This window comes from Ruegeria sp. BG3 (assembly GCF_056538485.1).
This window is the reverse complement of record NZ_JBQFTE010000003.1, coordinates 83,754-109,981: the sequence shown is the minus strand read 5'-3', so window position 1 is coordinate 109,981 and position 26,228 is coordinate 83,754. Positions and strand designations below refer to the sequence as shown.

The following is a 26,228-nucleotide window of genomic DNA, read 5'->3' as shown; positions in this document are numbered from 1 at the left end:
CCACAAAAAAGCCCTCCGCCACAGACACGCGGCGAAGGGCGTTTAAGGTTATTGACCCAGTGCTGCGCTTACTGCGGCGACTGCGTCACCACCGTCACGGGTCGTGACACCGTCCAGCCATGGGGTATAGGCATCCGGGTTGGCTTTCAGCCATGCGCTGGCTGCATCTGCCGGGTCTTCGCCACCATCCAGAATCGCGGCCATGATCTCGTTTTCCATCGCCAGCGAGAATTCCAGGTTGTTCAGCAGCGCGCCAACATTCGGGCATTCTTCTGCATAGCCTTTGCGGGTGTTGGTGAACACGGTCGCGCCGCCGAAGTTGGGGCCAAAGAACTCATCGCCACCCGTCAGGTAGGACATCTCGAAATTGGCGTTCATTGGATGGGGTTCCCAACCCAGGAACACGATCGGATCGCCCTTGCGCGAGGCGCGGTCCACCTGCGCCAGCATGCCTTGCTCGGAGCTTTCAGCGACTTCGAAACCAGAGAGGCCAAACGAATCGCCATCGATCATGGATTGAATCAGACGGTTGCCGTCATTGCCCGGCTCGATTCCGAAGATTTTGCCGTCCAGAGCATCGGAGTGTGTTGAAATATCAGCGAAATCCTTGATGCCCAGCTCGGCGGCTGCAGCGTTGACGGCCAGCGTGTACTTGGCGCCTTCCAGGTTCGCGCGCACTGTTTCAACCGTTCCCGCCTCGCGATACGGCGCGATATCGCCTTCCATGGTCGGCATCCAGTTGCCCAGGAACACGTCGATATCGCCTTCAGCCATCGAAGTGTAAGTCACTGGAACGGAAAGGATCTTGATCTCGGTATCATAGCCCAGAGCGTCAAGAATCGTTTTCGTTGCGGCAGTGGTCGCCGTGATATCGGTCCAGCCGACATCCGAGAATACGACCTCGTCGCAATTGGCCAATGCCGCCCCGGCAGATGCCAGAATGGCAAGGGTTGAAATGGTTGTTAGGGCTTTCACTGGAGCCTCCCTGTTTTTTTGATTGACTGGTTAGTTAGGAAAAATAAATGACACATAGTCAAGTCTAATTGTTCACATGCAGCCAGATTCAGGCAACAGTTTCTGTCGCGCGCTGAACAATTCACGGATTGCGTGGCATGGATTTCGGTTTGGCTGCGTTCGGGTTGTGGCGCAGGTTTGAAGTGCTGTTGCCCCGTTGGGCTGGCATGTCCTAGTTTAATATGACACGCGAATGCAATCCGTTAGCAGGCGGCCCAAGGAACCCTTGGGCGCAGCTGATAAAGTGTTACGGCCCCATCGAAAGAAGGAGCCGCCGAGAGGGTTCAGACCCCAAATTTGCTTACTTGCCTTTCCACACAGGATCACGCTTTTCCGCAAACGCGCGCGCGCCTTCCAGCTGGTCCTCACTGGCATAGAGAGTATCGACGGTACGCAGCTGCCGTTTGGTAATACGGTTCATGGCGTCCTGGAACTTGCTGTCTTCGGCATCACGCACGACCTCTTTGATCGCGGCATAGACCAGCGGCGGGCCAGAAGCCAACAAGCGGGCGAGTTCCCACGCGCGGTCCATTAGCTGATCCGCGGCCACGATCTCATTCACCAATCCCCAACGATTGGCCTCTTCAGCGTCGAACCAACGGCCCGTGAGCAGCAGCTCCATCGCGATGTGATACGGGATGCGCTTGGGCAGTTTGACGCTGGCCGCATCCGCCACGGTGCCCGAGCGGATTTCCGGCAGGGCAAAACTCGCATGGTCTGCGGCGAGGATCATGTCGGCGGACAGCGCAAGCTCCAGCCCTCCCCCGCAGGCAATGCCGTTTACAGCTGCGATGACGGGTTTGTTCATGTCGCGCAATTCCTGCAAGCCACCAAAGCCGCCAACGCCATAGTCCCCGTCGACCGCATCGCCATCAGCTGCGGCTTTCAAGTCCCATCCGGGGCAAAAGAACTTCTCTCCCGCACCTGTCAGGATCGCAACGCGCAGGTCCGGGTCGTCGCGGAACTCGGCAAAGACGTCGCCCATGATGCGGCTGGTCGCCAGATCAATGGCATTGGCTTTGGGCCGGTCCAATGTGACCTCAAGAATCGCGCCATCACGGCGGGTTTTGATCGGGTCCATATCTCAGGCCTTTCTGATGAGGGCATCCACGGCCACCGCCTTGTCGGGCGCGCAGAGGAGCGGGTTAATTTCGACCTCGCCAAGCGTGTCGGCGTTTTGCATGACATAGGCCTGAACGGCCTCAACAGCGGCCACGATGGCATCCATATCAGCCGCTGGTTGACCGCGATAGCCCGTCAGAAGCGGTGCAATCTTCAATTTACCCAAGGCGTTGCGGATGTCATCAGCAGAACTGGGCACCAGCAGGGATGCGGTATCGCGCAGCACTTCGGTCAGCACACCGCCCGCGCCCAGAGTCAGGACAAACCCATGCGCTGGATCGCGCACCACGCCCACAAGTAGCTCGGCCACTGTTCCGGTGATCATCTCTTCGATCAGGATTTCAGGGGTGCCGATATCTGCGGCGACATCGGCCACGTCTTCGGCAAGAACACCCAATCGCACGGCCGCGTGTTCCGACTTATGTGCCAGCCCCACGCCCTTGACCGCAAAGGGCGCGTCCATGTCCTGACTGGCAGCGCGCGCCTGGTCGGCACCTGTGACTGTGCGGTTCTGCGGGATACGCAATCCAAACTCGGCCAGAACGCGTTTGGACTCGCCTTCGGTGAGTGTCCTTTTGGCCTCAGCCGTTCCGGGCAATGTGACCGGTTTGTCCGAAGGGGCTGTGATCTGGCCTGCCGCTTCGGTTGCGGCAAGAGCTTCGCGCAGCCCCATGAAGGGCACCACGCCGCCGTCCATAAGCTCTTGCGCTACATCTTCGGGTATCAACTCGGGCAATGTCGCGGCAACGGCAAATCGCGCGCCAGTTTCCGCGCGCACTTTCATCGCCGCACGAGAGGCGTAGACCCAGTCGCTCGCATCCGTGGTCGGATAGTCGAGGATCGAGAACGTCAGATCGATGTCGTCGCCCGTCATCCCAGCCCAAGCCTGTGCCATCGCCGCTTCATCGCGCCAGATATAAGTGTGGTAGTCCAGCGGGTTATTCAGCGCCACCATCGGTCCGAGTGCTTCGCGCAGGTGGGCTTCCTGACCGCCGCTTAGGCGCGGGAAGGTCAACCCGGTCCCAACGGCCATGTCTGCGATCAGGCTCGCCTCACCCCCGGAACAGCTGATCGAGGCTATGTTGCTGCCCGAAAGCGGGCCATAGCAATGCAGCAGCTTCAATGTTTCCAGAAAATCGGGCAAGGCCGACAAGCGTGGAATGCCGAGACGCTCCAACAGGGCCTGCGCACCCGCGTCGCTTCCGGCCAGAGAGGCGGTATGCGACACCGTTGCGGCCTGAGCCTGCTCGGACGCGCCGACCTTGAGCGCCACAAGAGGGATACCTTTGGAGTGGGCCTTCTGGGCCAACGCTTCCCATTCGCGGATGTCTTTGAAACCTTCGATATGCAAGCCAACGGCAGTCACACGCGGATCGTCCAGCAAGGCCGAGGCGATCTGCGCCTGGCTGGTCTGCGCCATGTTCCCACAGGTCACCATATAGGCGATGGGCAACGCACGTTTCTGCATGGTCAGGTTGATCGAGATATTCGAACTTTGCGTCAGGATCGCAACGCCAGAGTCGACCGGCTTGGCCCCGTGCTGGTCGGGCCACAGCAAAGCCCCGTCCAACGCGTTGATGAAACCATAGCAATTGGGTCCCAAAATGGGCATGTCGCCTGCAGCTGAGACCAGTTGTGCCTGCAGATCGCCCCCTGTGTCATCCTCGGCCACGGCCTCGGAAAAGCCTGACGCAAAACACACTGCACCGCCTGCACCAGTGGCGGAAAGGGTGCGAACCGCCTCAATCGTGGCATGGCGGTTGATGCCGATGAAAACGGCATCAGGCGATGCCGGCAGATCTTCGAGACTGGCATAGGCCCTATGGCCAGCGATCTCGGTCGCTTTGGGATGAACAGGCCAGATCTGACCCGCATAGCCCATTCGTTCAGATTGCAGAATGACCTGCTGACACCAAGCACCACCGCCGATCACGGCGATGGAGTTCGGGCGCAAAAGCCGGGTGAGGTCTTTCGTCATCTTCAGGCGCCCAACGGACGCAGAAGATCGCGGCTGATGATGTGGCGCTGGATTTCGCTGGTGCCATCCCAGATCCGCTCAACCCGCGCGTCGCGCCAGAAACGCTCGATCGGGAAGTCATCCATCAGACCCATACCGCCATAGATTTGCAAAGTCGCGTCGGTGACCCGCGCCAGCATTTCCGAAGCATATAGCTTGGCCGAGGCGATTTCGCGGTTCGAAGGCAGGTTTTCGTCCAAGCGCCACGCAGCCGACAAGGTCAGCCAGTCTGCGGCATCAATCTCGGTGATCATGTCGGCGATCTGGAACCCAATGCCCTGGAATTTGCCGATGGGCTGACCGAACTGTTTGCGCTCGGCGGCGTAGTTCAGTGCATAGTTGAAACATCGCCGCGCCCGACCAACCGAGAAGGCCGCAACCGTCAGACGGGTCGCATAGAGCCACTCGTTCATGACTGCGAAACCACCATCGACCTCGCCCAGAACCTGCGCGTCCGGCAGGCGGCAATTGTCGAAGTAGAGGATGTAGTTCTTGTAGCCCTTGTGACTGACCGAGTTATACCCCTCGCGCACCTCAAACCCGGGCGTTCCGCGATCCACCAGGAAGGTTGTGATCCGCTTCTTGGGCCCTTTTGGTGTTTCATCCAAACCGGTCGCAATGAAGACGATGAAGAAATCCGCGTGTTCCGCGCCCGAAATAAAGTGTTTGGAGCCGTTGATGAACCAATCGCCGCCATCCTTCACAGCCTGACACTTCATCCCGCGCACGTCCGACCCCGCATCGGGTTCGGTCATCGCAAGCGCATCCATCCTTTCGCCGCGCACAGCAGGCAGCAAATAACGTTCACGTTGTTCGTCATTGCAGGCCATCAGAATGTTCTGCGGACGACCGAAGAAATGGGTCAGAGCCATCGATCCACGACCCAGCTCGCGCTCGACCAGCGTAAAGTCGAGATGCGAAAGGCCTGCGCCGCCGACCTCTTCTGGGAAGTTGCATGCATAAAATCCCAGATCGATGCATTTCTGTTTGATCTCTTCGCCCAGCTCATGCGGCACCTGACCAGTGCGTTCGACCTCGGCCTCATGCGGGTAGATTTCGTTTTCGACAAAGCTACGGACTGTCGAGACGATCATGTCCTGTTCTTCGGTCAGACCAAACTGCATGGCGCGATATCCTTGGATAGGTGATTGACGCAGGAAACGAGATTCCTCATGGTCACGGCATGCAATTTTCGCCGCATATCATGCAAAGTTGGTAGTATTTTGAGTCACAGATTTAACATTCTGCTGTTCGATGGGTTCTCGAACCACTGCCTCGCCAACATGGTCGAGCCTCTGCGGGCGGCCAACACTCTGTCCCGGCAGTCATTGTACGAGTGGCGGTTCTGTTCCGTTGACGGAGACCCCGTCCACAGCTCCAGCGGGCTCGCGGTGACGCCGGATGCCGCCCTGACCGACCAGCGAGGGGATGTTCTCGTCGTGATGCCCTCCTACGGGTTCTTGCAATTAGGCACGCCCAAAACCCTGCGCGCCCTGTTGGCGGCTGCAAAAAGGCACGCACAGGTGGCCGGGCTGGATACCGGCAGCTGGTTGATGGCGCAGGCCGGGTTACTGGATGGGCACCGCGCGACGATTCACTGGGATGAGCTTTCCCGATTTGAAGAAGCCTTTCCCGCCGTGGACGTCGTGCAAGAGCGCTACGTCGTTGACGGCCCTCGTCTGACCTGTTCCGGAGCAATGGCGGCGTTTGATCTTGCCCTGGCACTTATCCGCAAGGATCACGGCCCACTGTTGTCGATGGAGGTCGCCCATCTGTTTATGAGCCGCGGTCGAAGCGACCACTATGCCTTACCGATGCAAACCGAAGACACGTTGGTCAACCGTGCGTTGGCCATCATGCAGGCAAACCTGGAAACACCGCTTTCGATCACACAGGTTGCACGCAAAACGGGGTGCACTCAGAAACGGCTGGAAATGCGCGTTCAAGCGGACCTGAAAACCACACCGCAAGCGCTCTATCGTCGGTTGCGTCTGAACCTTGCGCGCAGGCTAACCGAAGAGACCGAGCAATCCATCGCCGAAATCGCCAGCCGGTCGGGCTACGAGAACGCCAGCGCGATGACCCGTGCTTTCAAGGCCGAGTTCGGGCAGACCCCCTCGGCTTTCCGCAACAGGGTGTAGAGGGACAGCGCCGCCCCAAGACGGCGCTGCTCTTATGTCAGTCGCTTAACGCGACAGAACGCGCAGACGACTTTCGAATTCACCACGGTCCACGTAGCAGCCGTGCAGGTGACGGTGGCCTGTATTGGGATCGAAGGCCGAACGCCCATGCAGCACGCGGCGGTTATCAAAGACCACCATTTCGCCCCCCTTCAGCTTGAGCTGAAGCAGGTATTTGGGGTCGCGCGTCATCGCCATGAACTTCTGATAGGCGCGGTAGTAGCGCGCCATGAGAGCGGGCTCGATATCAAGGAAATCCGCCAGATGCGCGTTGAAGCAGATCTCGATCACGTCGCCGTTTTCATCGCAGGTGATGACCCGTTTACGCGAGCGGATGTCCGTTTCACCATCATGGAACCGGAACGGGATCGAGATGTCGCACAGGGCGTCAAAGGCATCGGGATCTTCCAGTTTCAGATCCTCTGCCACCGCATAGCCATCGCAGAACAGCGACTCACCGCCCTCGGCCTCATTGGCGAGACAGTGCAGGAATTGGAATCCCGGGGGCAGTTCCTGATTGGTGAGATCGGTGTGCAGCGGCAGCGCAACCGGCGTGTAGGCTAGGTTATTCGGGTTGGGTTTGGATTTGACCTCGAAGGTCAGTCCAAAATTGGTCTCGCGCAAAAAGCCGATCCGGCGCGCGACGTCCATGCCAGCTTCGGTGGTATCGGCCAGATGGTCCACGATGCTCAGCCCGTATTGACGCGCGGCGATCAGCCAGTCCTTCAAAGCGCTGTCCTGTGTCAGCACTCCATCGACGTTCGCACGCGGGATACCGGCGGGCGAAAGTTCGGCCCGCCATGTGACAAAACCGGTATCGGCCGGATCAAAAGCCGGCTGGCCCGGACGACGATCGCGCAGCCAGTCCAGATCAAAGATTGTGGGCGCCTGATCCTCGGCCCAGACAACATGCAGATTGTTGTCGGACCGGAAGGCCTGCTCGGGTTTGATATCCAGCGCGATGGCGGTGAGGTCGGTCAGGCGCTCCTGCGTCTGTGGGTGGAACCCAGCGGGGTCATTTTCGCGTAGCCAGATGAATGGAAAATCCCCGGTCATATGGTCGGGCCAAGTGATACGCACATGTGTTTCGGCCAGTTCAACCTGAACCGGTTTCGAGAGAGTTTGAGTTGTCATGTTAGTCTTTCGCGTTGAGTTGAAATTCGGGTTCAATCTCAGCGCTGGGATGGGGGCGGCCACCAATCATAGGCCTTCCTGTAGGGATGCCCGGGTCGGCGGCCCAACGTCGCTGGTATTTCTAAGCTGGATGGCATGCGAAGGTCTGCTTTGGGGGGCTATCTCTTTGCGAAGGCTTAAATTGTTTTGCGTCGCAGTCAAACGGAAAACGCGCCGGAAAATGTAGAACCTACGGCAATCTTCAACCCTGCTGTTTTGCTGAGCAAACCCTGCGGCACAAAGGTGTGAAAAGATTGACGCGCCGCCCGAAATACAGAACGGTGTGACAAAATTCGACGCCCGGACGCTTGTGACGTGCCGGCGCGACAAACCAGACTCAGCAGAGAGACAAGACCATGCCCCAAACCGCAGACACAAACCGCCGCATCGTTCTGAACGAACGCCCCAAGGGGGAACCCGATGACAATACGCTGCGGCTTGAGACAACGGATATCCCTACTGCTGGTGCAGGAGAGATGCTGATCCGTACCTGCTACCTGTCGCTGGACCCGTATATGCGCGGGCGGATGAATGACGCAAAGTCCTACGCCGAGCCAGTGGCGATTGGCGGGGTCATGACCGGACAGGTTGTGGGACAGGTTGTGACCTCGAACCTCGACGGGTTCGAAGCGGGTGACTACGTGCTGTCGGGCAGTGGCTGGCAGGACTACGCGATCTCGGACGGGACCGAAGTCATAAACATGGGCAAAGCGCCACAAAACCCGTCCTGGGCGTTGGGTATTCTGGGTATGCCCGGCTACACCGCTTATGCCGGGTTGCTACAGATCGGCGAGCCCAAGCCCGGAGAAACTGTGGTCGTTGCCGCCGCATCCGGCCCGGTCGGAGCAACCGTGGGGCAGATCGCCAAGATCAAAGGGTGCCGGGTCGTGGGCGTTGCGGGCGGGGCCGAGAAATGCGCGCATGTCGTCGAAAATCTGGGCTTCGACGCCTGTATCGACCACAAAGCCGCCGACTTTGCTGATCAGCTACGGGCCGCCTGCCCGGATGGGATTGATGTCTACTTCGAAAATGTTGGCGGCAAGGTGCTTTACGGCGTCCTGCCCCTGTTGAACGCTTTTGCGCGCATCCCGATCTGCGGCGTCGTCTCGTGGTACAACCTGCCTGGCTTGCCGGACGGCCCGGATATGGGGCCTGCGATCATGGGCACGCTGCTACGGATGAAGGTGAAGGCTCAGGGGTTCATCATCTTCGACAGCTTCCCGGCCTCGCTCTACAAGGAGTTCGTCCGGGATATGACCGGTTGGATTCAGGACGGATCGGTCAAATATCGCGAGCACATGGTCGAGGGGCTAGAGGCCGCGCCCGAAGCACTCAACCAGCTGCTGCGCGGTGAGAATTTCGGCAAGATGGTGGTGAATGTCGGGGCGTGATGGCCCTGGTCAACCTCTAGTTGGCACCCCATTCCGAATTAGAAACGACAGTCGCCGCACCGAGCAGCGGCGACTGTTCTCCTTCAAGGCGTCTCAAGCCCACCAATTGCAGCCAATGCGCTGACGATTTCGGGCACGCCCTGCCGTTGACGCAGTGAGGCGAACAAGAACGGCCGACCTTTGCGCATACGCGTGGCGTCTGCCTGCATCACCTCTAGCGACGCGCCCACATGCGGGGCGAGGTCGGTTTTATTGATGATCAACAGATCCGATTTCGTGATCGCGGGCCCCCCCTTGCGCGGGATTTCCTCACCCGCAGCCACATCAATCACATAGAGCGTCACATCCGCCAATTCCGGGCTGAACGTCGCCGACAGGTTGTCGCCACCGCTTTCGATCAGCACGATGTCAATCTCGGGGTGGCGCGACTGCATCTCGGCCACGGCCGCAAGGTTGATCGAGGCGTCCTCTCGGATCGCGGTATGCGGGCAACCGCCGGTTTCAACGCCGATGATCCGGTCCTGAGGCAGGATCTGCATCCGCATCAGCGCCTCGGCGTCCTCCTGCGTGTAGATGTCGTTGGTGATCACGCCCACCGAGCAGAAATCACGTAGCGCTTCAGAAAGCGCGGCGGTCAGGGTGGTTTTGCCCGCGCCGACGGGGCCTCCGATGCCGACACGGAGGGGGCCGTTCGTACTGCTCATGTTCGGAAAATCCTTGAATACTGTGTTTCATGCTTCATTGCCGCGATATCCGCGAGGAACGCCGTCGAACTCAGATCCTCCAGACCTGCGTCCTGCGCTTTTGCGGCAATCGTTGTGCAGAGGGGCGTCAGGTCCCGTATCAGCCGCTGCGCATCGGTCTGCCCCAAGGGCACAAGGCGCGTTGCGCAGGCGACCAGATTGCTCAGGAATGCCTGCAGGAACATCTCAGAAACCAATGGCAACGGCAAATTCTGCAATCGTGCCGCACGCCCTACAGCCACCGGATAGGTCAGGCGCTGCAAGTCCAAGCCCCAGACATCCCCGGTCACGGCTCCAAACGCCTGCCCGAGCAAACTGGTTTCCATTAGCCGCTCGGTTGAGGCGCTGAACGCGCGGGCTGTGGCGTCGATGTCGGTCACGTCGACCGGGGTTTCGGCGGCGTAAGCCGCCCCCAGAAAAAGCGCGTCGTTCCAGCCAGAGCCATGCTCTAATACGTCCGACACCCAGGCGCCCGCATCCTGAGGGCAGGTAACCGAACCAAGTTCAATCGCGGCCTCCAACCCATGAGAATATGCGAAGCCGCCAACCGGATAGGCCGGAGACAACCACTGCACCAAGGTCAGGATATCGGAATTAGTGGGCGTGGCCATGTGTCCTGCCATGACCATATGCGCCACCTTCGGGGGTGAAGGGTTCAACGACCTCTTGGATTTCTGCGCCCAGTTTCAAAAGCATATCGCGAATGACATGATCGCGTTGTATCAGGAGCCGGTCGGCTTCGATCTGACAGGGCGTGTGGCGATTGCCGATATGCCACGCAAGGTGCAGCAGATTGTCCCCGCTGATTTCCAGCAACTCTTCCGGTGCGGCGATGATTTCAATCTCGCGCCCATCCTCCAGCACCAGAACCCCACCATGGTCGAGGGATTTCGTGTGCGCCAGATCGACCAAAAAGGACTCACCATCATCGGTGGCTAGCATTTTGCGGCGCAGGAAACGCCCGTCATAGTCCAGCGAGACCTGAGCATGCGCCGGATCGTGGTGGTGATCGTGATAGATACGGGCGGTTTTGATCGCAGTGGTCATCGTGGCCTCCTTTTCAAATCAGAACATGAAATAGCGCTGCGCCATCGGCAACACTTCGGCGGGTTGACAGGTGAGCAGCTCCCCATCCGCTCGGACCTCATAGGTTTCCGGGTCAACCTCGATCTGGGGCGTTGCATCATTCAGCAGCAAATCCTGCTTGCCGATATCGCGCGTGTTGCGCACGGCGACGGTTTGTTTCGCCAGTCCCAGTGTATCACCGATCCCGCTCGCTTGCGCGGCCTCCGAGACAAATGTGATCGCCGAGTTTTCAACCGACCGGCCGTAAGCTCCGAACATGGGGCGGCTATAGACCGGTTGCGGCGTAGGGATCGAGGCATTCGGGTCGCCCATCTGCGCACAGGCGATGGTGCCACCCAACAAGACCATCTCGGGCTTCACCCCGAAGAAAGCCGGGTTCCACAGGACCAGATCGGCGCGTTTGCCTTCCTCAATACTGCCGATCTGATGGCTCAGGCCATGCGCAATCGCCGGGTTGATGGTGTATTTCGCGATGTAGCGACGTACGCGCAAGTTGTCATTGTCACCTGTTTCCTCGGGCAGGCGGCCGCGTTGCTTCTTCATCTTGTCGGCGGTCTGCCATGTACGGATCAGAACTTCTCCGACCCGGCCCATGGCCTGACTGTCCGAGGCAATGATGCTGAACGCGCCCATGTCGTGGAGGATGTCCTCGGCCGCGATCGTCTCACGCCGGATGCGGCTTTCGGCAAAGGCCACGTCCTCGGGGATGGATTTGTCGAGGTGGTGGCACACCATCAGCATATCCAGATGCTCTTCGACCGTGTTCACGGTGAAGGGGCGCGTGGGGTTGGTCGAAGACGGCAAAACGTGGTTTTCGCCGCAGATCTTGATGATATCGGGGGCGTGGCCACCGCCTGCGCCTTCGGTGTGAAAGGCGTGGATCGTGCGGCCTTTCATTGCGCCCACGGTGTTCTCGACAAAACCGGATTCGTTCAGCGTGTCGGTATGGATCATGACTTGCACATCCATCGCGTCGGCCACCGAGAGGCAGCAATCGATGGCGGCGGGGGTCGTGCCCCAATCCTCATGCAATTTCAGAGCGCAGGCACCTGCGTTGACCTGCTCCTCCAGCGCCGCAGGCAGAGAGGCATTGCCTTTACCCGCAAAGGCCAAGTTCATTGGAAACGCGTCGGCGGCTTGCAACATCCGTCCTATGTGCCATGGGCCCGGTGTGCAGGTGGTGGCCAGAGTGCCATGCGCAGGGCCCGTCCCGCCTCCCAACATAGTGGTCAGGCCGGAATGCAGCGCATCTTCGATCTGCTGAGGGCAGATAAAGTGGATATGGCTGTCGAAGCCCCCTGCAGTCAGGATTCGCCCCTCGCCCGCAATGGCCTCGGTGCCGGGACCGATGATGATGTCTACGCCAGGTTGGGTATCGGGGTTCCCGGCCTTGCCGATCTTGGCGATACGCCCGTCTTTCAGACCCACATCCGCCTTGTAGATGCCCGAGTGGTCTACGATCAGCGCATTGGTGATGACCGTGTCCACGGCCCCCTCGGCCCGCGTGGCCTGAGACTGCCCCATCCCATCGCGGATCACCTTGCCGCCGCCGAACTTGACCTCTTCGCCGTAGAGCAGCGCATTGTCGCCGGTTCCCCCAGTCGCGGCAGCGCCTGCACGTTCGGCAGTTAGGTCGCGTTCGACCTCGACTACCAGATCGGTATCGGCCAACCGCAGCTTGTCGCCGGTGGTGGGGCCGAACATGGCGGCATAGGCAGAACGTTTGATTGTTACTGGCATCAGAGCGACCCCATGACCTTTTGATTGAACCCATAGACTTTGCGCGCGCCTCCGATCGGGATCAGCGAAACCTCTCGCGCTTGACCGGGCTCGAACCGAACAGCGGTGCCCGGCGCAATATCCAGCCGCAACCCGTGTGCCGCAGCGCGGTCGAAGTCGAGCGCCGGGTTGGTTTCGGCGAAATGATAGTGCGAGCCGACCTGAACCGGGCGGTCACCAGTATTGGCGACCATCAGGGTGATCGCCTCTGCGCTTGCGTTCAGGGTGATTTCACCCTCGGCCGGGAACAGCTCTCCGGGGATCATTTGTTCAACTTTACCATCAGTGCAATCGCGGCCAGTGCGACTACCGCCAGACCAAGGCCAAGGGTCGCATAGTCAGTGCCGTGCGCATGGATATGCGTATCGGTGTGGGCGGCGGCAGGGCCAGCAACGATCAGGGCGGGGAAAAGCATACGGGTCATGTCTTGGTTCCTTTGTTAGCGAATGGGGTTGTGGACGGTCACAAGCTTGGTGCCGTCGGGAAAGGTAGCTTCGACCTGAACCTCGTGGATCATCTCGGGCACGCCCTCCATGCATTGATCCCGGGTGATCACTTCGGCTCCGGCCTGCATCATGTCGGCCACCGAGCGACCGTCGCGCGCACCTTCGACCACAGCGTCGGTGATCAGAGCGATGGCCTCGGGATGGTTCAGCCTGACCCCTCGGGCAAGGCGTTTGCGGGCAACTTCGGCGGCCATGGCGACCATCAGTTTGTCTTTTTCGCGGGGGGTCAGGTTCATCTCAGATCATCCAGCATCGGGGAAGAGTGTTGTTGTTGAGCTGCCGCAGAACCGGCATCAGCGCACGGCGCATGGCAAAGCTGTTTTCGGCCAGCATCCGGATCACCAGCAGATCACCATGTATCAGCGTTGCACCTGCCGTTTCGGGCAACATCTGGCGCACCGTGTCCAACTGCCCTTCGGCCGAACTGCAGGCAAAGACGACCAGCGCCATTGCACCCGCCCCGTCTGCGATATGGGGCTTCGCGAGATGGGCGTGCAGGTCGCCGGAAAATCGCATTGTATCCAAGAACAGAGGAGCTCCACCGCGCCGAATTTCGATCCGGTCCCGCAAACGGATATCCGTCAGGGTTTCGCCCATCGCCGCGCGCCCAAAGACTAAAGGCTCGACCATCAGCAAAGTCGCGTCCGGCTCCATTTCGACCAATAGTCGACGATCCAGAGCACTGCCGTTGAACAGGATTGTCTCTTGCGGCAGCCAGTTCATGCGAGCACCGGGCGCGACGGTTAGGTGATTGACGACCTGTCCATAGGGGCCAGGCTGCGCTTTGTAGGCACGCTCACACGCCTGCGTCGTCATCGTCAGCGTGGTGCCTTCATCCGCTGTTCCGGTGAACCGAAACGCATCCCCACCGGTGACGCCACCGGCTGTGTTCAGCAGAACCGCATCCAACGCGTGCGATTCTGCGCGCGGAAACAAGCATTTAAAAGAACCGGATTGACGGAATACGTCCAGAACCGACCGCATGCCCAACGGTTTGGTGCTGATCGACACGGCCCCCTTGGCGCGAGGCGGGGTTTTGTCCGCAATGGGTGTTATTTGGGCAAGTTTCGTAATTGGGCACCCCCGAGGCGTCAGTTCATGCCCCGTGTTTCGGGTCTCGGATGGCGGAAAACCATTCTTGGGCGTCGCAATCGAACACAAAACCGATGCAGGTGACCAAATTTTGTGCACACAGTCGGGCAATGGATTAAAAATTAATCAGATGCGGCTGATTTTTGCATTTACCTGACCGACAGGTTGCCAAGATTGCCGCGATGCAGAAACCGTATGGGTGCTCGTCGGGGGAAACGCCTCGAAGGGTGTGTGACGGCTGCGCGAATTGGACCTCGGACACAACCGCCACACGATAACGCAACAACAGTTGCGGGGATCAGGTAGAAGAGAAACGCGCCTTTGTGCAAGCCCTCTCTCCCGGCCCCGCCCAGGAGGATTACATGAAATCGCTCAAATCCACGCTCGCCGGATCACTGGTATTTGCTGCCATGGCCACCGCTGCATTGTCGGCTGAAGACACGATCAAGGTTGGCGTGCTGCATTCGCTGTCCGGCACGATGGCAATCTCGGAAACCACGCTGAAAGACACGATGCTGATGCTGATCGACCAGCAAAACGCCAAGGGCGGCCTGCTGGGCAAGCAGCTTGAGGCGGTTGTAGTCGACCCGGCCTCGGACTGGCCGCTATTTGCTGAAAAAGCGCGCGAGCTTCTGACCGTGCATGAGGTGGACGTGATCTTCGGCAACTGGACCTCGGTCAGCCGGAAATCGGTTCTGCCGGTCATCGAAGAACTGAACGGCCTGCTGTTCTATCCGGTTCAGTATGAGGGCGAAGAATCCTCGAAAAACGTATTCTACACCGGTGCCGCACCAAACCAGCAGGCAATCCCTGCGACCGACTATTTTCTGGAGGAACTGGGGGTCGAGAAATTCGCTCTGCTCGGCACAGACTATGTCTACCCCAGGACCACCAACAATATTCTGGAAAGCTACCTGAAGGGTAAAGGCATCGCAGACGAAGATATCTTCGTCAACTACACCCCCTTTGGTCATTCTGACTGGTCCAAGATCGTGGCGGACGTTGTCGCGCTGGGTGCAGATGGTAAGAAAGTCGGCGTGATCTCGACCATCAATGGAGACGCAAATATTGGCTTCTACAAAGAGCTGGCGGCTGCGGGCGTTTCGGCGGATGACATCCCGGTCGTAGCCTTCTCGGTCGGTGAGGAAGAACTCTCGGGTCTGGATACCACCAACCTGGTCGGTCACCTGGCCGCGTGGAACTATTTCCAGTCGGCAGATACCGACGTGAACGCCGAATTCGTTGATACGTGGAAAGCAACCATGGGTGAAGACCGCGTGACCAATGACCCGATGGAGGCGCATTACATTGGCTTCAACATGTGGGTAAACGCCGCGACCGAGGCGGGCTCGACCGAGGTCGACGCCGTGCGCGCCGCGATGTACGGGCAGGAGTTCCCGAACCTGACCGGTGGCACTGCCGTGATGCTGCCCAACCACCACCTGGCTAAGCCGGTTCTGATCGGTGAGATTCAGGAAGACGGTCAGTTCGATATCATCAGCGAAACAGACGTCGTTCCAGGTGATGCATGGACTGACTTCCTGCCAGAATCGGCAGTTCTGATCTCGGATTGGAAAGAGCTGGGTTGCGGTATGTACAACACCGAGACCAAGACCTGCGTTCAGACCCTGTCGAACTACTAAACTTCTCGCAAGGCGGGTTTCATCGCCCGCCTTGCCCTAACGACGCCTCGGGTTTCACCACATGTTAAGACTATTCCTTGCGGGCCTCGCAATTCTGTGCGCCTGCCTGACGGCCAATGCGCAAGAGACCGGTTTGCAACCGATCCTGCAAGAACATCAGGAGATCATCGCCAAAAGCTCACGCAAAACGATTGGGCCTGCAATTGATGCGATTGCTAGCAGCGGCCTACCGCAAGCGCAGGTGATGCTTGAGACATGGGCCGCCAAAGACGTGTGGATGCGCAAGTCGGACGGTCTGTTCTTTGCCGGGAAAAAGGCTGAGGGGCGGACGTATGAGCTGACCGATTTCGACACCGGAGAAGTCGTTGGCACGTATCAAAAATCCGATCTGAAACAGTTGAAACCCAACAGCGGCATCCGCGCGATGATTGGAACGGCTCTGGTCCAGTTCCAACTGACCGACCCGGATCGTGCGAAACGTCTGGCCGCTTTGACGTCGATCCAACGCGATCCCGAAGGCGCTCTGCTGGAGCCGCTGCGCGCCTCGATTGAGGACGAGCCCGATGCCGATCTGAAAGCGCAGAAGAAACGCCTCGAGCGATTGCTGACCATCGGCTACGATGAGGATACCGCAGCGCGTGTTGCTGCGATTGAAGAGATGTCCGACGATCTGGGTGTGGACGTCCGCGCGGCCCTGAATCCTTTGGTCGTGACGAAGCGACATGCGGGCACTGATCTGCCTTCTGATGCGAATATCGCCACTATTCTAGACCCTGGATCAGAAACCCTGTCGCGGGATGAGGCATATGATCTGTTGGTCGCCAATGACCTTGCCGCACCGCGCACGTCGCCCGATGACATACGCGCAGCACTGGCCGCCAATATCGACGGTGGACGTGTGGGGGACATACCTGTTGCGCAATTGAACTCGGACACCTCGCGCGCTCAGGCTTACACTGCTCTGGCAGAAGCCGGCCTCGTTCCGGCTTTGATCACCGAGGCCGACATCGATTCTGCGTTGGAAACGCATGTCTTCTTTGAGACCTATGCCGAACCCTCACCCGAAATCACATCCGCAGCCGAAAAGGCGCTGGAACAGATCGAGCTGAAGGTCGGTTTGAACCAGACCCTCGACCTGACGCTGGATGCGATCTCACTGGCGTCGATCTATTTCCTCGCCGCCATCGGACTGGCCATCACCTTCGGCGTGATGGGTGTGATCAACATGGCCCATGGTGAGTTCATCATGATGGGCGCCTATACCGGCTACGTGGTGCAGCAGTTCATCCCCGACCATACGCTCTCAATCATCGTCGCCATCCCGATGGCCTTTGCCGTCACCTTCGCCATGGGCGTCGCGATGGAGCGGCTGGTGATCCGCTGGCTCTACGCCCGCCCGCTGGAAACGCTGCTGGCGACTTTCGGCATCTCGATTGCGCTGCAACAGCTGGCCAAGAACATCTTCGGCACGCAGGCCCGACCGCTAACCGCGCCCGGCTGGCTGGACGGGGCGTGGGTGCTGAACGATGTGGTCTCGATCAGCTATATCCGCATCGCGATCTTCGTGCTGGCGATGATCTTTCTGGGACTGTTTCTCTACATCATGAAGCGCACTCGACTGGGGCTTGAGATGCGCGCGGTGACACAGAACCCACGCATGGCGGGGTCGATGGGAATCAATCCGGGGCGCGTGAATATGCTGACTTTCGGTCTTGGTTCCGGCATCGCAGGAATCGCCGGGGTTGCGATTGGTCTGTTCGCCAAGGTGACCTCGGATCTGGGCAGCGACTATATCGTACAGAGCTTCATGACCGTGGTTGTCGGCGGTGTTGGCAACATTTGGGGCGCGCTCGCGGGCGCGGGCATGATCGGCTTTTTGCAGAAGGGGATCGAGTGGATGAACCCGTCGAACACCCTCGCGGCACAAACCTACATGATCATCTTCATCATCATTTTCATCCAGTTCCGGCCCAGGGGCATCATCGCCCTCAAAGGCCGCGCGGCGGGGGATTGAGCCATGGAACACAGCTTTGTCGCCAAGAACCCCTCCGTACTGGTCTTTCTGGCCATCCTGTCCCTGTTCACATTGGGCGTGACCGTCCTGTCCGAAGGATTCGGGATCGGCGCGATCTCAACCAGTTTCGTCAAGACGCTGGGCAAGACCCTTTGCCTGTGCCTGATCGCCGTGGCAATGGATCTGGTCTGGGGCTTTACCGGCATCCTCTCGCTGGGGCATTTCGCCTTCTTCGGACTAGGAGGCTACATGATCGGCATGTGGCTGATGTACGAACGCACCCGCCTGATCGTGGTCGAGTCCCTGTCGCAAGCCGAAATCCCCCCTACCCCGTCCGAGGTCGTGGACGCTATCGGAACGCAGATTTTTGGCGTGGTCGGATCTTCGGACTTCCCGCTAATTTGGGCCTTTTCACATAGCCTGACCTTGCAACTGATACTGGTCGTTTTGGTGCCCGGACTTCTGGCGCTGATCTTCGGCTGGCTGGCCTTCCGCAGCCGGGTGACGGGTGTTTACCTGTCGATCCTGACCCAAGCCATGACGCTGGCGTTGGCCCTCTACCTGTTCCAGAACGACAGCGGATTGCGCGGCAATAACGGCCTGTCCGGCTTGCAGAACCTGCCCGGTGTCACAGCCTCGCAGGACGTGGTGTCGATCTGGTTCCTTTGGGCCTCGGCGCTGGCACTTGGCTTGGGCTATATTCTCGCGGCGTGGGTCGTGTCGGGCAAGTTCGGCTCCGTCATCCGTGGCATTCGCGACAACGAGGCGCGAGTGCGGTTCCTTGGCTATTCTGTCGAGGTCTACAAACTGGCCGTCTTCACCCTGACCGCCTGTATCGCCGCCATCGCGGGCGCGCTCTACTACCCTCAAGCTGGGATCATCAACCCCGAAGAGATGGCCCCGATCGCTTCGATCTATCTGGCCGTTTGGGTCGCCATTGGTGGGCGGGGTCGTCTGTATGGCGCAGTCATCGGGGCGGCTTTCGTCAGCCTGCTCAGCACATGGTTCACCGGCGGACAGGCCCCGGATATCCCGCTGGGGTTCTACACTATCAAATGGGTTGACTGGTGGCAGGTGCTGCTGGGCGTCTCCTTCGTGCTGGTAACCCTGTTGGCACCAAAGGGTATCGGAGGGCTGTTCGACCTCTGGACCAACCGCCGTGCACCGCAGCGCCATGGTGCGCCGCTTGGACCCGACGACAGCGCCCTGCGCGAAAAGGAGGCAACGGAATGAGCACTCTGCTAGAGGTCAGCGGCGTTTCGGTTACCTTCGACGGGTTCCGCGCCATCAACAATCTCTCTTTCCAGATCGGCGAGGCCGAACTGCGTGCCGTGATCGGCCCGAACGGGGCTGGAAAGACGACCTTCATGGACATCGTCACTGGCAAGACACGACCAGACGAAGGTCGCGTGATCTGGGGCGAGAAATCCGTCTCACTACTGCGGATGAGCGAGGCGAAAATCGCGCAAGCCGGGGTTGGCCGGAAATTCCAGAAACCCACCGTGTTCGAGGACCAAAGCGTCAGAGAAAACCTGCTGATGGCCCTCAAAAACAAGCGCGGTTGGCTGGGTGTCCTATTTTATCGGCCCTCATCAGACGATCTGGAAAAAGTCATAGAACTGGCCGATGAGATCGGCCTGAAGGACGAGCTTGACCGCAAATCCGGTGAGCTGAGCCACGGGCAGAAGCAATGGCTCGAGATAGGGATGTTGCTGGCGCAGGAACCGCGCCTTCTGCTGGTTGACGAGCCTGCCGCCGGGATGACCCCGCAGGAGCGCGAGCACACGACCGACCTTCTAGTTCAAGCCGCCAAGACCCGCGCCGTGGTGGTCGTCGAACATGATATGGAGTTCGTCCGCCGCCTGAACTGCAAGGTCACCGTCCTGCATGAAGGATCGGTTCTGGCCGAAGGGTCTCTGGACCATGTGACATCAAATCAGGACGTCATCGACGTCTATCTGGGGCGTTGAGCGATGCTGAAACTGAACGATCTGACCCTGCATTACGGCCATTCACAAATCCTTAACGGTATCTCGATGGAGGCCGAGAGGGGTGAGGTGACCTGCGTGATGGGCACCAATGGGGTCGGCAAGACAAGCCTGATCAAGGCGATCTCGGGCACCCATCCCCGCTCTGGCGGGTCGCTGACACTGGATGGCGAAGATCTTGGCCCGCTGCCCGCGCATCAGATGGCCTGGAAAGGTGTCGCCTATGTCCCGCAAGGGCGCGAGATTTTTCCGCTTCTGACCGTGCGCGAGAATCTTGAAACCGGGTTCGCCTGCCTTCCCGCGGCTGAACATTTCGTGCCGGATGAGATCTTTGATCTGTTCCCGGTTCTGGCCCAGATGCAGCATCGGCGCGGAGGAGATCTGTCCGGCGGCCAGCAACAACAGCTAGCCATTGCCCGAGCGTTGATCACGAAACCCCGGCTCTTGCTGCTGGACGAACCTACCGAGGGCATTCAGCCCAACATCATCCAGCAGATCGGCGAAGTGATCCGCCACCTGCGCGATCAGGGCCAGATGGCGATCCTGCTGGTCGAGCAGTATTTCGACTTTGCCTACGACCTCGCCGACCGGTTTGTCGTCCTGCGTCGGGGTGAAATCCTGCTGGAAGGCCACAAGCAGGATGTGTCACGGGATCAAGTTCTTCAAGGCGTCTCGGTCTGACCGAGACGTCGCTTGTCAGTTACCGCTGTTGCGACGTTCCAGCCGCTCAAGGTTGACCACGGTCGAAAGCATAAGCCGGTCTTGGCTCCAACCGTCGGTCTCGCGCAAACTGGCCGAGCCCCAAGCCAGGACGATCGCAAAGATCAGGCTGAAAGACAGGACCATGGCATGCAGCGGATGCCCCCCTTTGGGTCCATCCGCCAAAGCGATCACGCGCTGTCTCAGCACCCGCTTGGCCTTGTTCCCATTGACCAGCGCAACATTCAGGACCTGCGGACGCTCGTGCGAGACTGTGCGGGCGCAATAGTCCAGCAGGCATTTTGCATAGTCCACCGTATCCAGTCTACGTCTGGCAACAATGGCCTGATCGCAGCCAAGCTCGCGCAGCCGCTCAAACTGATAGCGCAGGATGTGATAGGCCGGATTCCAGAAGAACAGCGGGCGCAGAAACTCCAGCACCAGTTCCCATTCAACGTCGCCGCTGCGGACATGCTGGAACTCATGGGCAATCGCGAACCGCAATTCGTGGCGATCGTTCAGCAGATTGCTGGGCAGGATTACGTGACGACGGCGCAGGCCCCGCACGGCAAAGGGAACTTTGATGTGATCCGACAGACGGACATCCACTTTGGCTGAACGTTTCCACAGGAAACTGTCCAAGACCGTCTGACGAATTTGCAACGCAGCCCAGATCACGCGGATAACCAGCGTGGCCGAGACCAATGCCAAAGCCGCAAGTGCGGCAATGGCCCAGACTGAGCTACCATCCAATGCCGCCTCGACCCAGCGTTGGCGCGTGTTCAGCAGCGTCTCAAACTGGGTTGCAGGCAGCGCGATCTCACCCCTCAGATAGGCCGCAACAGCCACGTCGCCGATGGCCATCGGTTGACCTGGCCAGACAAGTTCGAACAGATGCGTCACCCCAAAGGCCAACACCGGGCTGAGCATCAGGCAAAGCACCAGCGCCCTGAGCAGGCGAAACTGATCGGAAAAGGACAGTCGCATCGAGGTTCGCGACAGGACAAATCGGGCTACGAACCACAACACGACCGATAGGATCAGAACAAAATTCAGTTCGAGATAGGCATCGAGAACCGGCTTAACCGCTGTCATTTTGCAGTCTCCTTTCTACCAATGCCCGAATATCCTCAAGATCCGCCTCGCTCAGACCCGCATCATCCACCAAGCGCGCAACCAGCGAGGCTGGTGTGTTGTCAAACAACGTCCGCGAGAGGTTCTGAAGCGAGCGGGCCTGGTACCGATCCTTGTCCAGAAGCGGGCTGTAGATCAGGGTTTTTCCGTCCTTGCGGCTTTCGACAAAACCTTTTTCGTCGAGAATACGCAGGATCGTTGCACCTGAAGTATAGGCCAGATTCCGTTCCGGTGGCAGGCGGTCCAATACATCACGCACCGAGCCTTCCCCTAGGGCCCAAAGCTCGTTCATGAACTCCAGTTCAACCTCGGTCAGCAGATTTGTCGTCTTTTTCTTTCGCATCGCTCTTGGTGTCGTCATGTTTGGTGTGCCTGTCAGACAAGCATCCTTTCGTGTTTTGTCAAAGCCTAAACTTTCCAGAAAACGAAGAAACCCCAACCGATGGACAGAAACAGCGGTGTCCAGACCGGTTGGCCCACGAAACCGAGCCAGGCCAGAAATATATAGGCCGAGCCAAGCAGCGTGATGAACAAGCGGTCACCCAGCGTTGTGGTCAGACCCAGCACGCCCTTGCGTTCAATGCCATCGCGGAATTTGAATCCTTCCAGCACACCGATCAGTGCAATGGCCGAGAAGATGCCGATGAACAAAGCCAGCGTAGCCGGCGTCCATGCCATCCAGAAATCCGGCCAAAGCGGATCGGTCCATGAAAAGCCTTTTTCCTCTTGCTGGCCAACGCTGCCCCAACCCGCCTGCTGGGCAAATACCGAAGTGGGCCAGAAGGGAAGGATGATAAGAAGTTTGCGCATATCGAACCTCATACACGTCCCATCGCGAAACCACGCGCGATGTAGTTGCGGACAAACCAGATGACGATGGCGCCGGGAATGATGGTCAGGGTTCCGGCGGCGGCCAGCAGGCCCAACTCATACCCCGCGCTGGATGCAGTGCGGGTCATCACGGCGGCGATGGGCTTGGCCTCAACCGCCGTAAGCGTCTTGGCCAGCAGCATCTCGACCCACGAGAACATGAAGCAGAAGAACGCCGCCACGCCCACGCCTGCTTTGATGTTGGGCAGGAAGATCGTCACGAAGAAACGCGGGAAGGAATAGCCGTCGACATAGGCTGTCTCGTCCAGCTCTTTCGGGATACCCCGCATGAACCCTTCCAAAATCCATACCGCCAGCGGCACGTTGAACAGCGTATGCGCCAAAGCCACGGCCAAATGGGTGTCAAACAGCCCGATCGAGGAATAGAGCTGGAAGAACGGCAGCGCGAACACCGCCGCCGGAGCCATCCGGTTGGTCAGCAACCAGAAGAACAGCTGCTTATCGCCCAGAAAGCGGTAACGCGAGAACGCATAGGCCGCCGGCAAGGCCACACAGACCGACAGCACCGTGTTGATCGTCACATAGATGATCGAGTTTATGTAACCCCAGTACCACGTCGGATCGGTGAGGATGGTGGTGTAGTTCTCCAGCGTGAAGGTCTGAGGGAACAGAGAAAAGCCCGACAGGATCTCGTTCGTGGTCTTGAAGGACATCGCCACCAGCCAATAGATCGGCAGCATCAGAAACGCGATATAGAGGATCGGGATAAGAGACCGCTTCTTCATTGCGCGTCATCCTTTGTCATCAGAGTGTAGAAGACCCAGCTGACCAGCAACGTGATGGCGAAGTAGATCAGGCTCATCGCAGCTGCAGGGCCAAGGTCGAACTGTCCCAGCGCGATCTTCACAAGGTCGATCGATAGCAAGGTTGTTGAGTTGCCCGGGCCACCCCCGGTCAGAACGAAGGGCTCGGTATAGATGTTGAAACTGTCCATGAAGCGCAGCAGAACGGCGATGGTCAGAACGGTTTTCATCTTGGGCAGTTGGATATAGCGGAACACCGACCAAGGGCTGGCACCGTCGATCTTCGCGGCCTGATAGTACGCGTCCGGGATCGACACGAGGCCCGCATAGCACAGCAGCACAACCAGCGATGTCCAGTGCCAGACATCCATGACAACGACGGTGATCCAAGCCGAAAGGGGCTGTTGCGTCATATCATAGTTGATGCCCAGAACATCATTCAGGAAGTAGCCCAGCAGGCCGATCTTGGGCAGCGTGAAGATGTTCCACATCGAACCAACCACGTTCCACGGAATCAGCATCGGCAGGGCCATCAGGACCAGACAAACCGGCACCCAGAACCCTTTGCGCGGCATCGACAGGGCGACGATGATGCCCAAAGGCACTTCGATAAGAAGGATCAGGAAGGTAAACAGGAACTGCCGTCCCAGCGCGGCCTGGAAGCGATCTGAGCGCAGGATTTGCTCGAACCAGCCAAGCCCCTCCCAGAAGAACTGGTTGTTGCCGAAGGTTTCCTGCACCGAGTAGTTGACCACCGTCATCATCGGCACCAGCGCGTTGAACGCGACCAGTGCCAACACCGGCAGGACAAAGAACCAGGCTTTTTGGTTTTCTGTTCTCATCAGCTGCGCTCCTCGGTTGCGATCCAGCCGTCGCGGTAAACGCGGGATTGTTCTGGTTTGAATTGAAGGAAGACCTGTGAGCCCGGTTCAGGCACAGAGTGTTCGGTCACGGCCTTGAGGGCCGTGTTGCCGACCATCGCACTGACCACATAGTGGCGGCCGATATCGGACACTTTGGTGACATGCGCCGGAATGCCGGTATCGCCGAAGCCCACATATTCCGGGCGGATACCCAGATCGGTGCGTCCTCCGTCGCCATGAGTAGGGCCTTCTAGCACCACTTCATGTCCCTCGAATACGGCCCGGTCGCCTTTGGCCTCGCAGGGCAGAACATTCATGCCGGGGGAGCCGATGAAGTGGCCAACGAAGGTGTGCTGCGGGCGCTCGAACAGCTCAACAGGGGTACCGATCTGAACGACCTCGCCGTCTTGCATCACGACCACCTCATCCGCGAAGGTCAGCGCCTCGGTCTGGTCGTGGGTCACGTAGATCATTGTTGCCTGCACTTTCTGGTGCAGCTCTTTCAGCTTCGAGCGCAGCTTCCATTTCAGATGCGGGTCAATCACAGTGAGCGGTTCGTCAAACATCACTGCGTTCACATCATCGCGCACCAGCCCGCGCCCCATCGAGATCTTCTGCTTGTTGTCCGGGCTGAGGCCGCTGGCGCGGGTGTTCAGCATGTCCGTGACGTCCAGCATCTCGGCGATCTCATCGACGCGCCGCTTGATTTTGGCGGGGTCGACGCCTCGGTTTTTCAGGGGAAAGGCCAGGTTTTCGCCCACGGTCATCGTGTCGTAGATCACCGGAAACTGGAACACCTGCGCAATGTTGCGCTGATCGGGTGGCAGGGCCGTAACATCTTGACCGTCAAACAGAATCTGACCCTCAGACGGTGTCAGCAGTCCCGAGATGATATTCAGCAGAGTGGACTTGCCGCAGCCAGACGGCCCCAGCAGCGCATAAGCTCCGCCGTCGCGCCACGTGACATCGACTTCTTTCAGCGCATAGTCCTCGGGGCCTTTCGGCGTGGGCATGTAGCTGTGTCGCAGATTGGAAAGCTTGATCTGTGCCATGTCAGGCCACCCTTTGGCCGTCTTGGCCGAAATACCGGCAATGCGCCGGGTTCATGTAGAAACTGTGATCCTCACCGACCTGATAGGGGTGAACCCCTGCCGCCAAAGACACCCAGTCGTCCGCGCCATGCCGGAAATGCGCGCTGGAGTCCGATCCCGACAGTTCGGTCACGATCACGCGGCCTGTCAGTTCAACGTCAGCCTCAGATGTCCGGATCGGTGTGACGCGATGAGGGCGCACAGCCACCATGTATTCGCCATCGGCCATGTTCTGTACCGCCCAGCCACCTCCTCCGGCAAGCTGCGCTTGTGCGCCGGAAACCGTGATGCGGGCGACGTTGATCGGCGGGTCCGAGAATACGCGTGCTGCAGCCAGATTTTCGGGATTTCGGTAGATATCAGCCGTTGGGCCGAACTGCGTCACATACCCGTCTTCCATCAGCGCGGTATGACCACCTAGCAACAGCGCCTCTTCGGGTTCTGAGGTGGCATAAACCACCACCGCGCCGCGCCCGGCGAACAAATCCGGCAACTGCTCACGCAGTTCTTCGCGCAGCTTGTAGTCGAGGTTGGCCAGCGGCTCATCCAGGAACACGGCGCGGCTTTCTTTCGCAATCGCGCGGGCCAAGGCGGTGCGTTGTTGCTGACCACCAGACAGTTCGTGCGGGCGGCGATGTAGCATCGGGCGCAGTTGAAGCAGATCGGCAGCCTCTTCCACGCGGCCTTGGATTTCGGATTTCGCCATGCCTGCCACGCGCAGGGGCGAGGCGATGTTGTCGAAAACGGTCATATGCGGGTAGTTCACGAAGAACTGGTGGACCAGGCTGATCTGCCGCTTCTGCGTGTTCAGCTTTGTCACATCCTGCCCATCCATGAAGACCTTGCCCGATGCGATCGGGTCCAGCCCGGCCATCATCTTGATCAGAGAGGTCTTGCCCGATCCCGTCGCGCCCAGCAACACATTGAAATGGCCGGTCTGCAGCGTCAGGGATGTGGGTTTGATATGGATGACGTTCCCGACCCGTTTGGTCGCGTCTTTAAGTTCGATCATGTCCGTGAATTCCGATCCCGCAGCGCGATGCGCTGTCTTGGTCTTGG

At 59.1% G+C, this 26,228-nt stretch carries 27 protein-coding genes; 7 read left to right on the top strand and 20 right to left on the bottom strand.

Annotated elements, in window-relative coordinates; all coding sequences use genetic code 11:
* Positions 1 to 48: 48 nt before the first annotated feature.
* The 4 genes from ACR0AI_RS06530 to ACR0AI_RS06515 all read right to left on the bottom strand — a co-directional run bounded on the left by ACR0AI_RS06530 (position 49) and on the right by ACR0AI_RS06515 (position 5,277).
* Positions 49 to 975, bottom strand: a complete 927-nt coding sequence (locus ACR0AI_RS06530) for a choline ABC transporter substrate-binding protein (RefSeq protein WP_480672552.1) — start codon at positions 973 to 975, stop codon at positions 49 to 51.
* Between the two features lie 340 nt (positions 976 to 1,315).
* Positions 1,316 to 2,095: a carnitinyl-CoA dehydratase gene (locus ACR0AI_RS06525; protein ID WP_170689069.1), complete on the bottom strand. Its 780-nt coding sequence runs from the start codon at positions 2,093 to 2,095 to the stop codon at positions 1,316 to 1,318.
* A 3-nt stretch (positions 2,096 to 2,098) separates the two neighbouring features.
* Positions 2,099 to 4,114, bottom strand: coding sequence for an acetate--CoA ligase family protein (locus tag ACR0AI_RS06520; protein ID WP_480672550.1), 2,016 nt, complete (start codon positions 4,112 to 4,114; stop codon positions 2,099 to 2,101).
* 2 nt (positions 4,115 to 4,116) lie between these two features.
* Positions 4,117 to 5,277, bottom strand: coding sequence for an acyl-CoA dehydrogenase family protein (locus ACR0AI_RS06515; RefSeq protein ID WP_480672548.1), 1,161 nt, complete (start codon positions 5,275 to 5,277; stop codon positions 4,117 to 4,119).
* A 99-nt stretch (positions 5,278 to 5,376) separates the two neighbouring features.
* On the opposite strand from ACR0AI_RS06515, the gene ACR0AI_RS06510 reads away from it, so the two are divergent.
* Complete coding sequence (locus ACR0AI_RS06510) at positions 5,377 to 6,294, top strand: GlxA family transcriptional regulator (RefSeq protein WP_480672546.1); 918 nt, start codon at positions 5,377 to 5,379, stop codon at positions 6,292 to 6,294.
* A gap of 45 nt (positions 6,295 to 6,339) precedes the next feature.
* On the opposite strand, the gene ACR0AI_RS06505 is transcribed toward ACR0AI_RS06510, so the two are convergent.
* Positions 6,340 to 7,389, bottom strand: a complete 1,050-nt coding sequence (locus ACR0AI_RS06505) for a TauD/TfdA family dioxygenase (RefSeq protein WP_480672874.1) — start codon at positions 7,387 to 7,389, stop codon at positions 6,340 to 6,342.
* 473 nt (positions 7,390 to 7,862) lie between these two features.
* Here ACR0AI_RS06505 and ACR0AI_RS06500 point away from each other — a divergent pair, with 473 nt between their 5' ends.
* Complete coding sequence (locus ACR0AI_RS06500) at positions 7,863 to 8,897, top strand: NADP-dependent oxidoreductase (RefSeq protein WP_480672543.1); 1,035 nt, start codon at positions 7,863 to 7,865, stop codon at positions 8,895 to 8,897.
* Between the two features lie 83 nt (positions 8,898 to 8,980).
* Here ACR0AI_RS06500 and ureG read toward each other — a convergent pair whose 3' ends face one another.
* From ureG to ACR0AI_RS06460, 8 genes are read right to left on the bottom strand one after another with little or no spacing between them, the layout of a single operon-like run.
* Positions 8,981 to 9,601, bottom strand: a complete 621-nt coding sequence (gene ureG / locus ACR0AI_RS06495) for an urease accessory protein UreG (protein WP_480672541.1) — start codon at positions 9,599 to 9,601, stop codon at positions 8,981 to 8,983.
* The gene (locus tag ACR0AI_RS06490) at positions 9,598 to 10,251 is read right to left on the bottom strand and encodes an urease accessory protein UreF (RefSeq protein WP_480672539.1); all 654 of its coding nucleotides are present in this window, start codon (positions 10,249 to 10,251) and stop codon (positions 9,598 to 9,600) included. The genes ureG and ACR0AI_RS06490 overlap by 4 nt, the downstream gene beginning before the upstream one ends.
* Positions 10,235 to 10,687 (bottom strand): urease accessory protein UreE, encoded by a 453-nt coding sequence (gene ureE, locus ACR0AI_RS06485; RefSeq protein ID WP_170378524.1) that lies wholly within the window; start codon positions 10,685 to 10,687, stop codon positions 10,235 to 10,237. The genes ACR0AI_RS06490 and ureE overlap by 17 nt, the downstream gene beginning before the upstream one ends.
* An 18-nt stretch (positions 10,688 to 10,705) precedes the next feature.
* Entirely contained in the window at positions 10,706 to 12,466 is a 1,761-nt protein-coding gene (gene ureC / locus ACR0AI_RS06480; protein WP_480672537.1) for an urease subunit alpha, read from the bottom strand.
* Positions 12,466 to 12,771 (bottom strand): urease subunit beta, encoded by a 306-nt coding sequence (locus tag ACR0AI_RS06475; RefSeq protein WP_425084511.1) that lies wholly within the window; start codon positions 12,769 to 12,771, stop codon positions 12,466 to 12,468. Before ACR0AI_RS06475 ends, ureC begins: the two co-directional genes overlap by 1 nt.
* Positions 12,768 to 12,929: a peptidase M23 gene (locus tag ACR0AI_RS06470; protein WP_480672535.1), complete on the bottom strand. Its 162-nt coding sequence runs from the start codon at positions 12,927 to 12,929 to the stop codon at positions 12,768 to 12,770. Before ACR0AI_RS06470 ends, ACR0AI_RS06475 begins: the two co-directional genes overlap by 4 nt.
* A gap of 15 nt (positions 12,930 to 12,944) precedes the next feature.
* Positions 12,945 to 13,247, bottom strand: coding sequence for an urease subunit gamma (locus tag ACR0AI_RS06465; RefSeq protein WP_170378531.1), 303 nt, complete (start codon positions 13,245 to 13,247; stop codon positions 12,945 to 12,947).
* Between the two features lies 1 nt (position 13,248).
* The gene (locus ACR0AI_RS06460) at positions 13,249 to 14,022 is read right to left on the bottom strand and encodes an urease accessory protein UreD (RefSeq protein ID WP_480672533.1); all 774 of its coding nucleotides are present in this window, start codon (positions 14,020 to 14,022) and stop codon (positions 13,249 to 13,251) included.
* 443 nt (positions 14,023 to 14,465) lie between these two features.
* Here ACR0AI_RS06460 and urtA point away from each other — a divergent pair, with 443 nt between their 5' ends.
* The 5 genes from urtA (at position 14,466) to urtE (ending at position 20,429) form a co-directional block, all read left to right on the top strand.
* On the top strand, positions 14,466 to 15,746 hold the full coding sequence (gene urtA / locus ACR0AI_RS06455) for an urea ABC transporter substrate-binding protein (RefSeq protein ID WP_480672531.1): 1,281 nt from the start codon (positions 14,466 to 14,468) through the stop codon (positions 15,744 to 15,746).
* A gap of 61 nt (positions 15,747 to 15,807) precedes the next feature.
* Entirely contained in the window at positions 15,808 to 17,760 is a 1,953-nt protein-coding gene (gene urtB / locus ACR0AI_RS06450) for an urea ABC transporter permease subunit UrtB (protein WP_480672529.1), read from the top strand.
* A 3-nt stretch (positions 17,761 to 17,763) separates the two neighbouring features.
* Positions 17,764 to 18,993, top strand: a complete 1,230-nt coding sequence (gene urtC / locus ACR0AI_RS06445; RefSeq protein WP_480672527.1) for an urea ABC transporter permease subunit UrtC — start codon at positions 17,764 to 17,766, stop codon at positions 18,991 to 18,993.
* On the top strand, positions 18,990 to 19,730 hold the full coding sequence (gene urtD / locus ACR0AI_RS06440) for an urea ABC transporter ATP-binding protein UrtD (protein WP_480672525.1): 741 nt from the start codon (positions 18,990 to 18,992) through the stop codon (positions 19,728 to 19,730). Before urtC ends, urtD begins: the two co-directional genes overlap by 4 nt.
* Positions 19,731 to 19,733: 3 nt before the next feature.
* Complete coding sequence (gene urtE / locus ACR0AI_RS06435; protein ID WP_480672523.1) at positions 19,734 to 20,429, top strand: urea ABC transporter ATP-binding subunit UrtE; 696 nt, start codon at positions 19,734 to 19,736, stop codon at positions 20,427 to 20,429.
* A gap of 15 nt (positions 20,430 to 20,444) precedes the next feature.
* On the opposite strand, the gene ACR0AI_RS06430 is transcribed toward urtE, so the two are convergent.
* The 7 genes from ACR0AI_RS06430 to ACR0AI_RS06400 form a co-directional block, all read right to left on the bottom strand.
* A complete protein-coding gene (locus ACR0AI_RS06430) occupies positions 20,445 to 21,542 on the bottom strand; it encodes a M56 family metallopeptidase (RefSeq protein ID WP_480672521.1) in 1,098 nt (365 codons plus the stop codon).
* Positions 21,529 to 21,924, bottom strand: coding sequence for a BlaI/MecI/CopY family transcriptional regulator (locus ACR0AI_RS06425; RefSeq protein WP_170378547.1), 396 nt, complete (start codon positions 21,922 to 21,924; stop codon positions 21,529 to 21,531). The genes ACR0AI_RS06430 and ACR0AI_RS06425 overlap by 14 nt, the downstream gene beginning before the upstream one ends.
* 65 nt (positions 21,925 to 21,989) lie before the next feature.
* On the bottom strand, positions 21,990 to 22,391 hold the full coding sequence (locus ACR0AI_RS06420) for a DUF2160 domain-containing protein (RefSeq protein ID WP_480672519.1): 402 nt from the start codon (positions 22,389 to 22,391) through the stop codon (positions 21,990 to 21,992).
* A gap of 8 nt (positions 22,392 to 22,399) precedes the next feature.
* Positions 22,400 to 23,197: a carbohydrate ABC transporter permease gene (locus ACR0AI_RS06415; RefSeq protein ID WP_170378551.1), complete on the bottom strand. Its 798-nt coding sequence runs from the start codon at positions 23,195 to 23,197 to the stop codon at positions 22,400 to 22,402.
* Entirely contained in the window at positions 23,194 to 24,057 is an 864-nt protein-coding gene (locus tag ACR0AI_RS06410; protein ID WP_085807799.1) for a carbohydrate ABC transporter permease, read from the bottom strand. The genes ACR0AI_RS06415 and ACR0AI_RS06410 overlap by 4 nt, the downstream gene beginning before the upstream one ends.
* Positions 24,057 to 25,130 (bottom strand): ABC transporter ATP-binding protein, encoded by a 1,074-nt coding sequence (locus ACR0AI_RS06405; protein ID WP_480538876.1) that lies wholly within the window; start codon positions 25,128 to 25,130, stop codon positions 24,057 to 24,059. Before ACR0AI_RS06405 ends, ACR0AI_RS06410 begins: the two co-directional genes overlap by 1 nt.
* Position 25,131: 1 nt before the next feature.
* Positions 25,132 to 26,181, bottom strand: a complete 1,050-nt coding sequence (locus tag ACR0AI_RS06400; protein ID WP_480672517.1) for an ABC transporter ATP-binding protein — start codon at positions 26,179 to 26,181, stop codon at positions 25,132 to 25,134.
* Between the last annotated feature and the right edge of the window lie 47 nt (positions 26,182 to 26,228).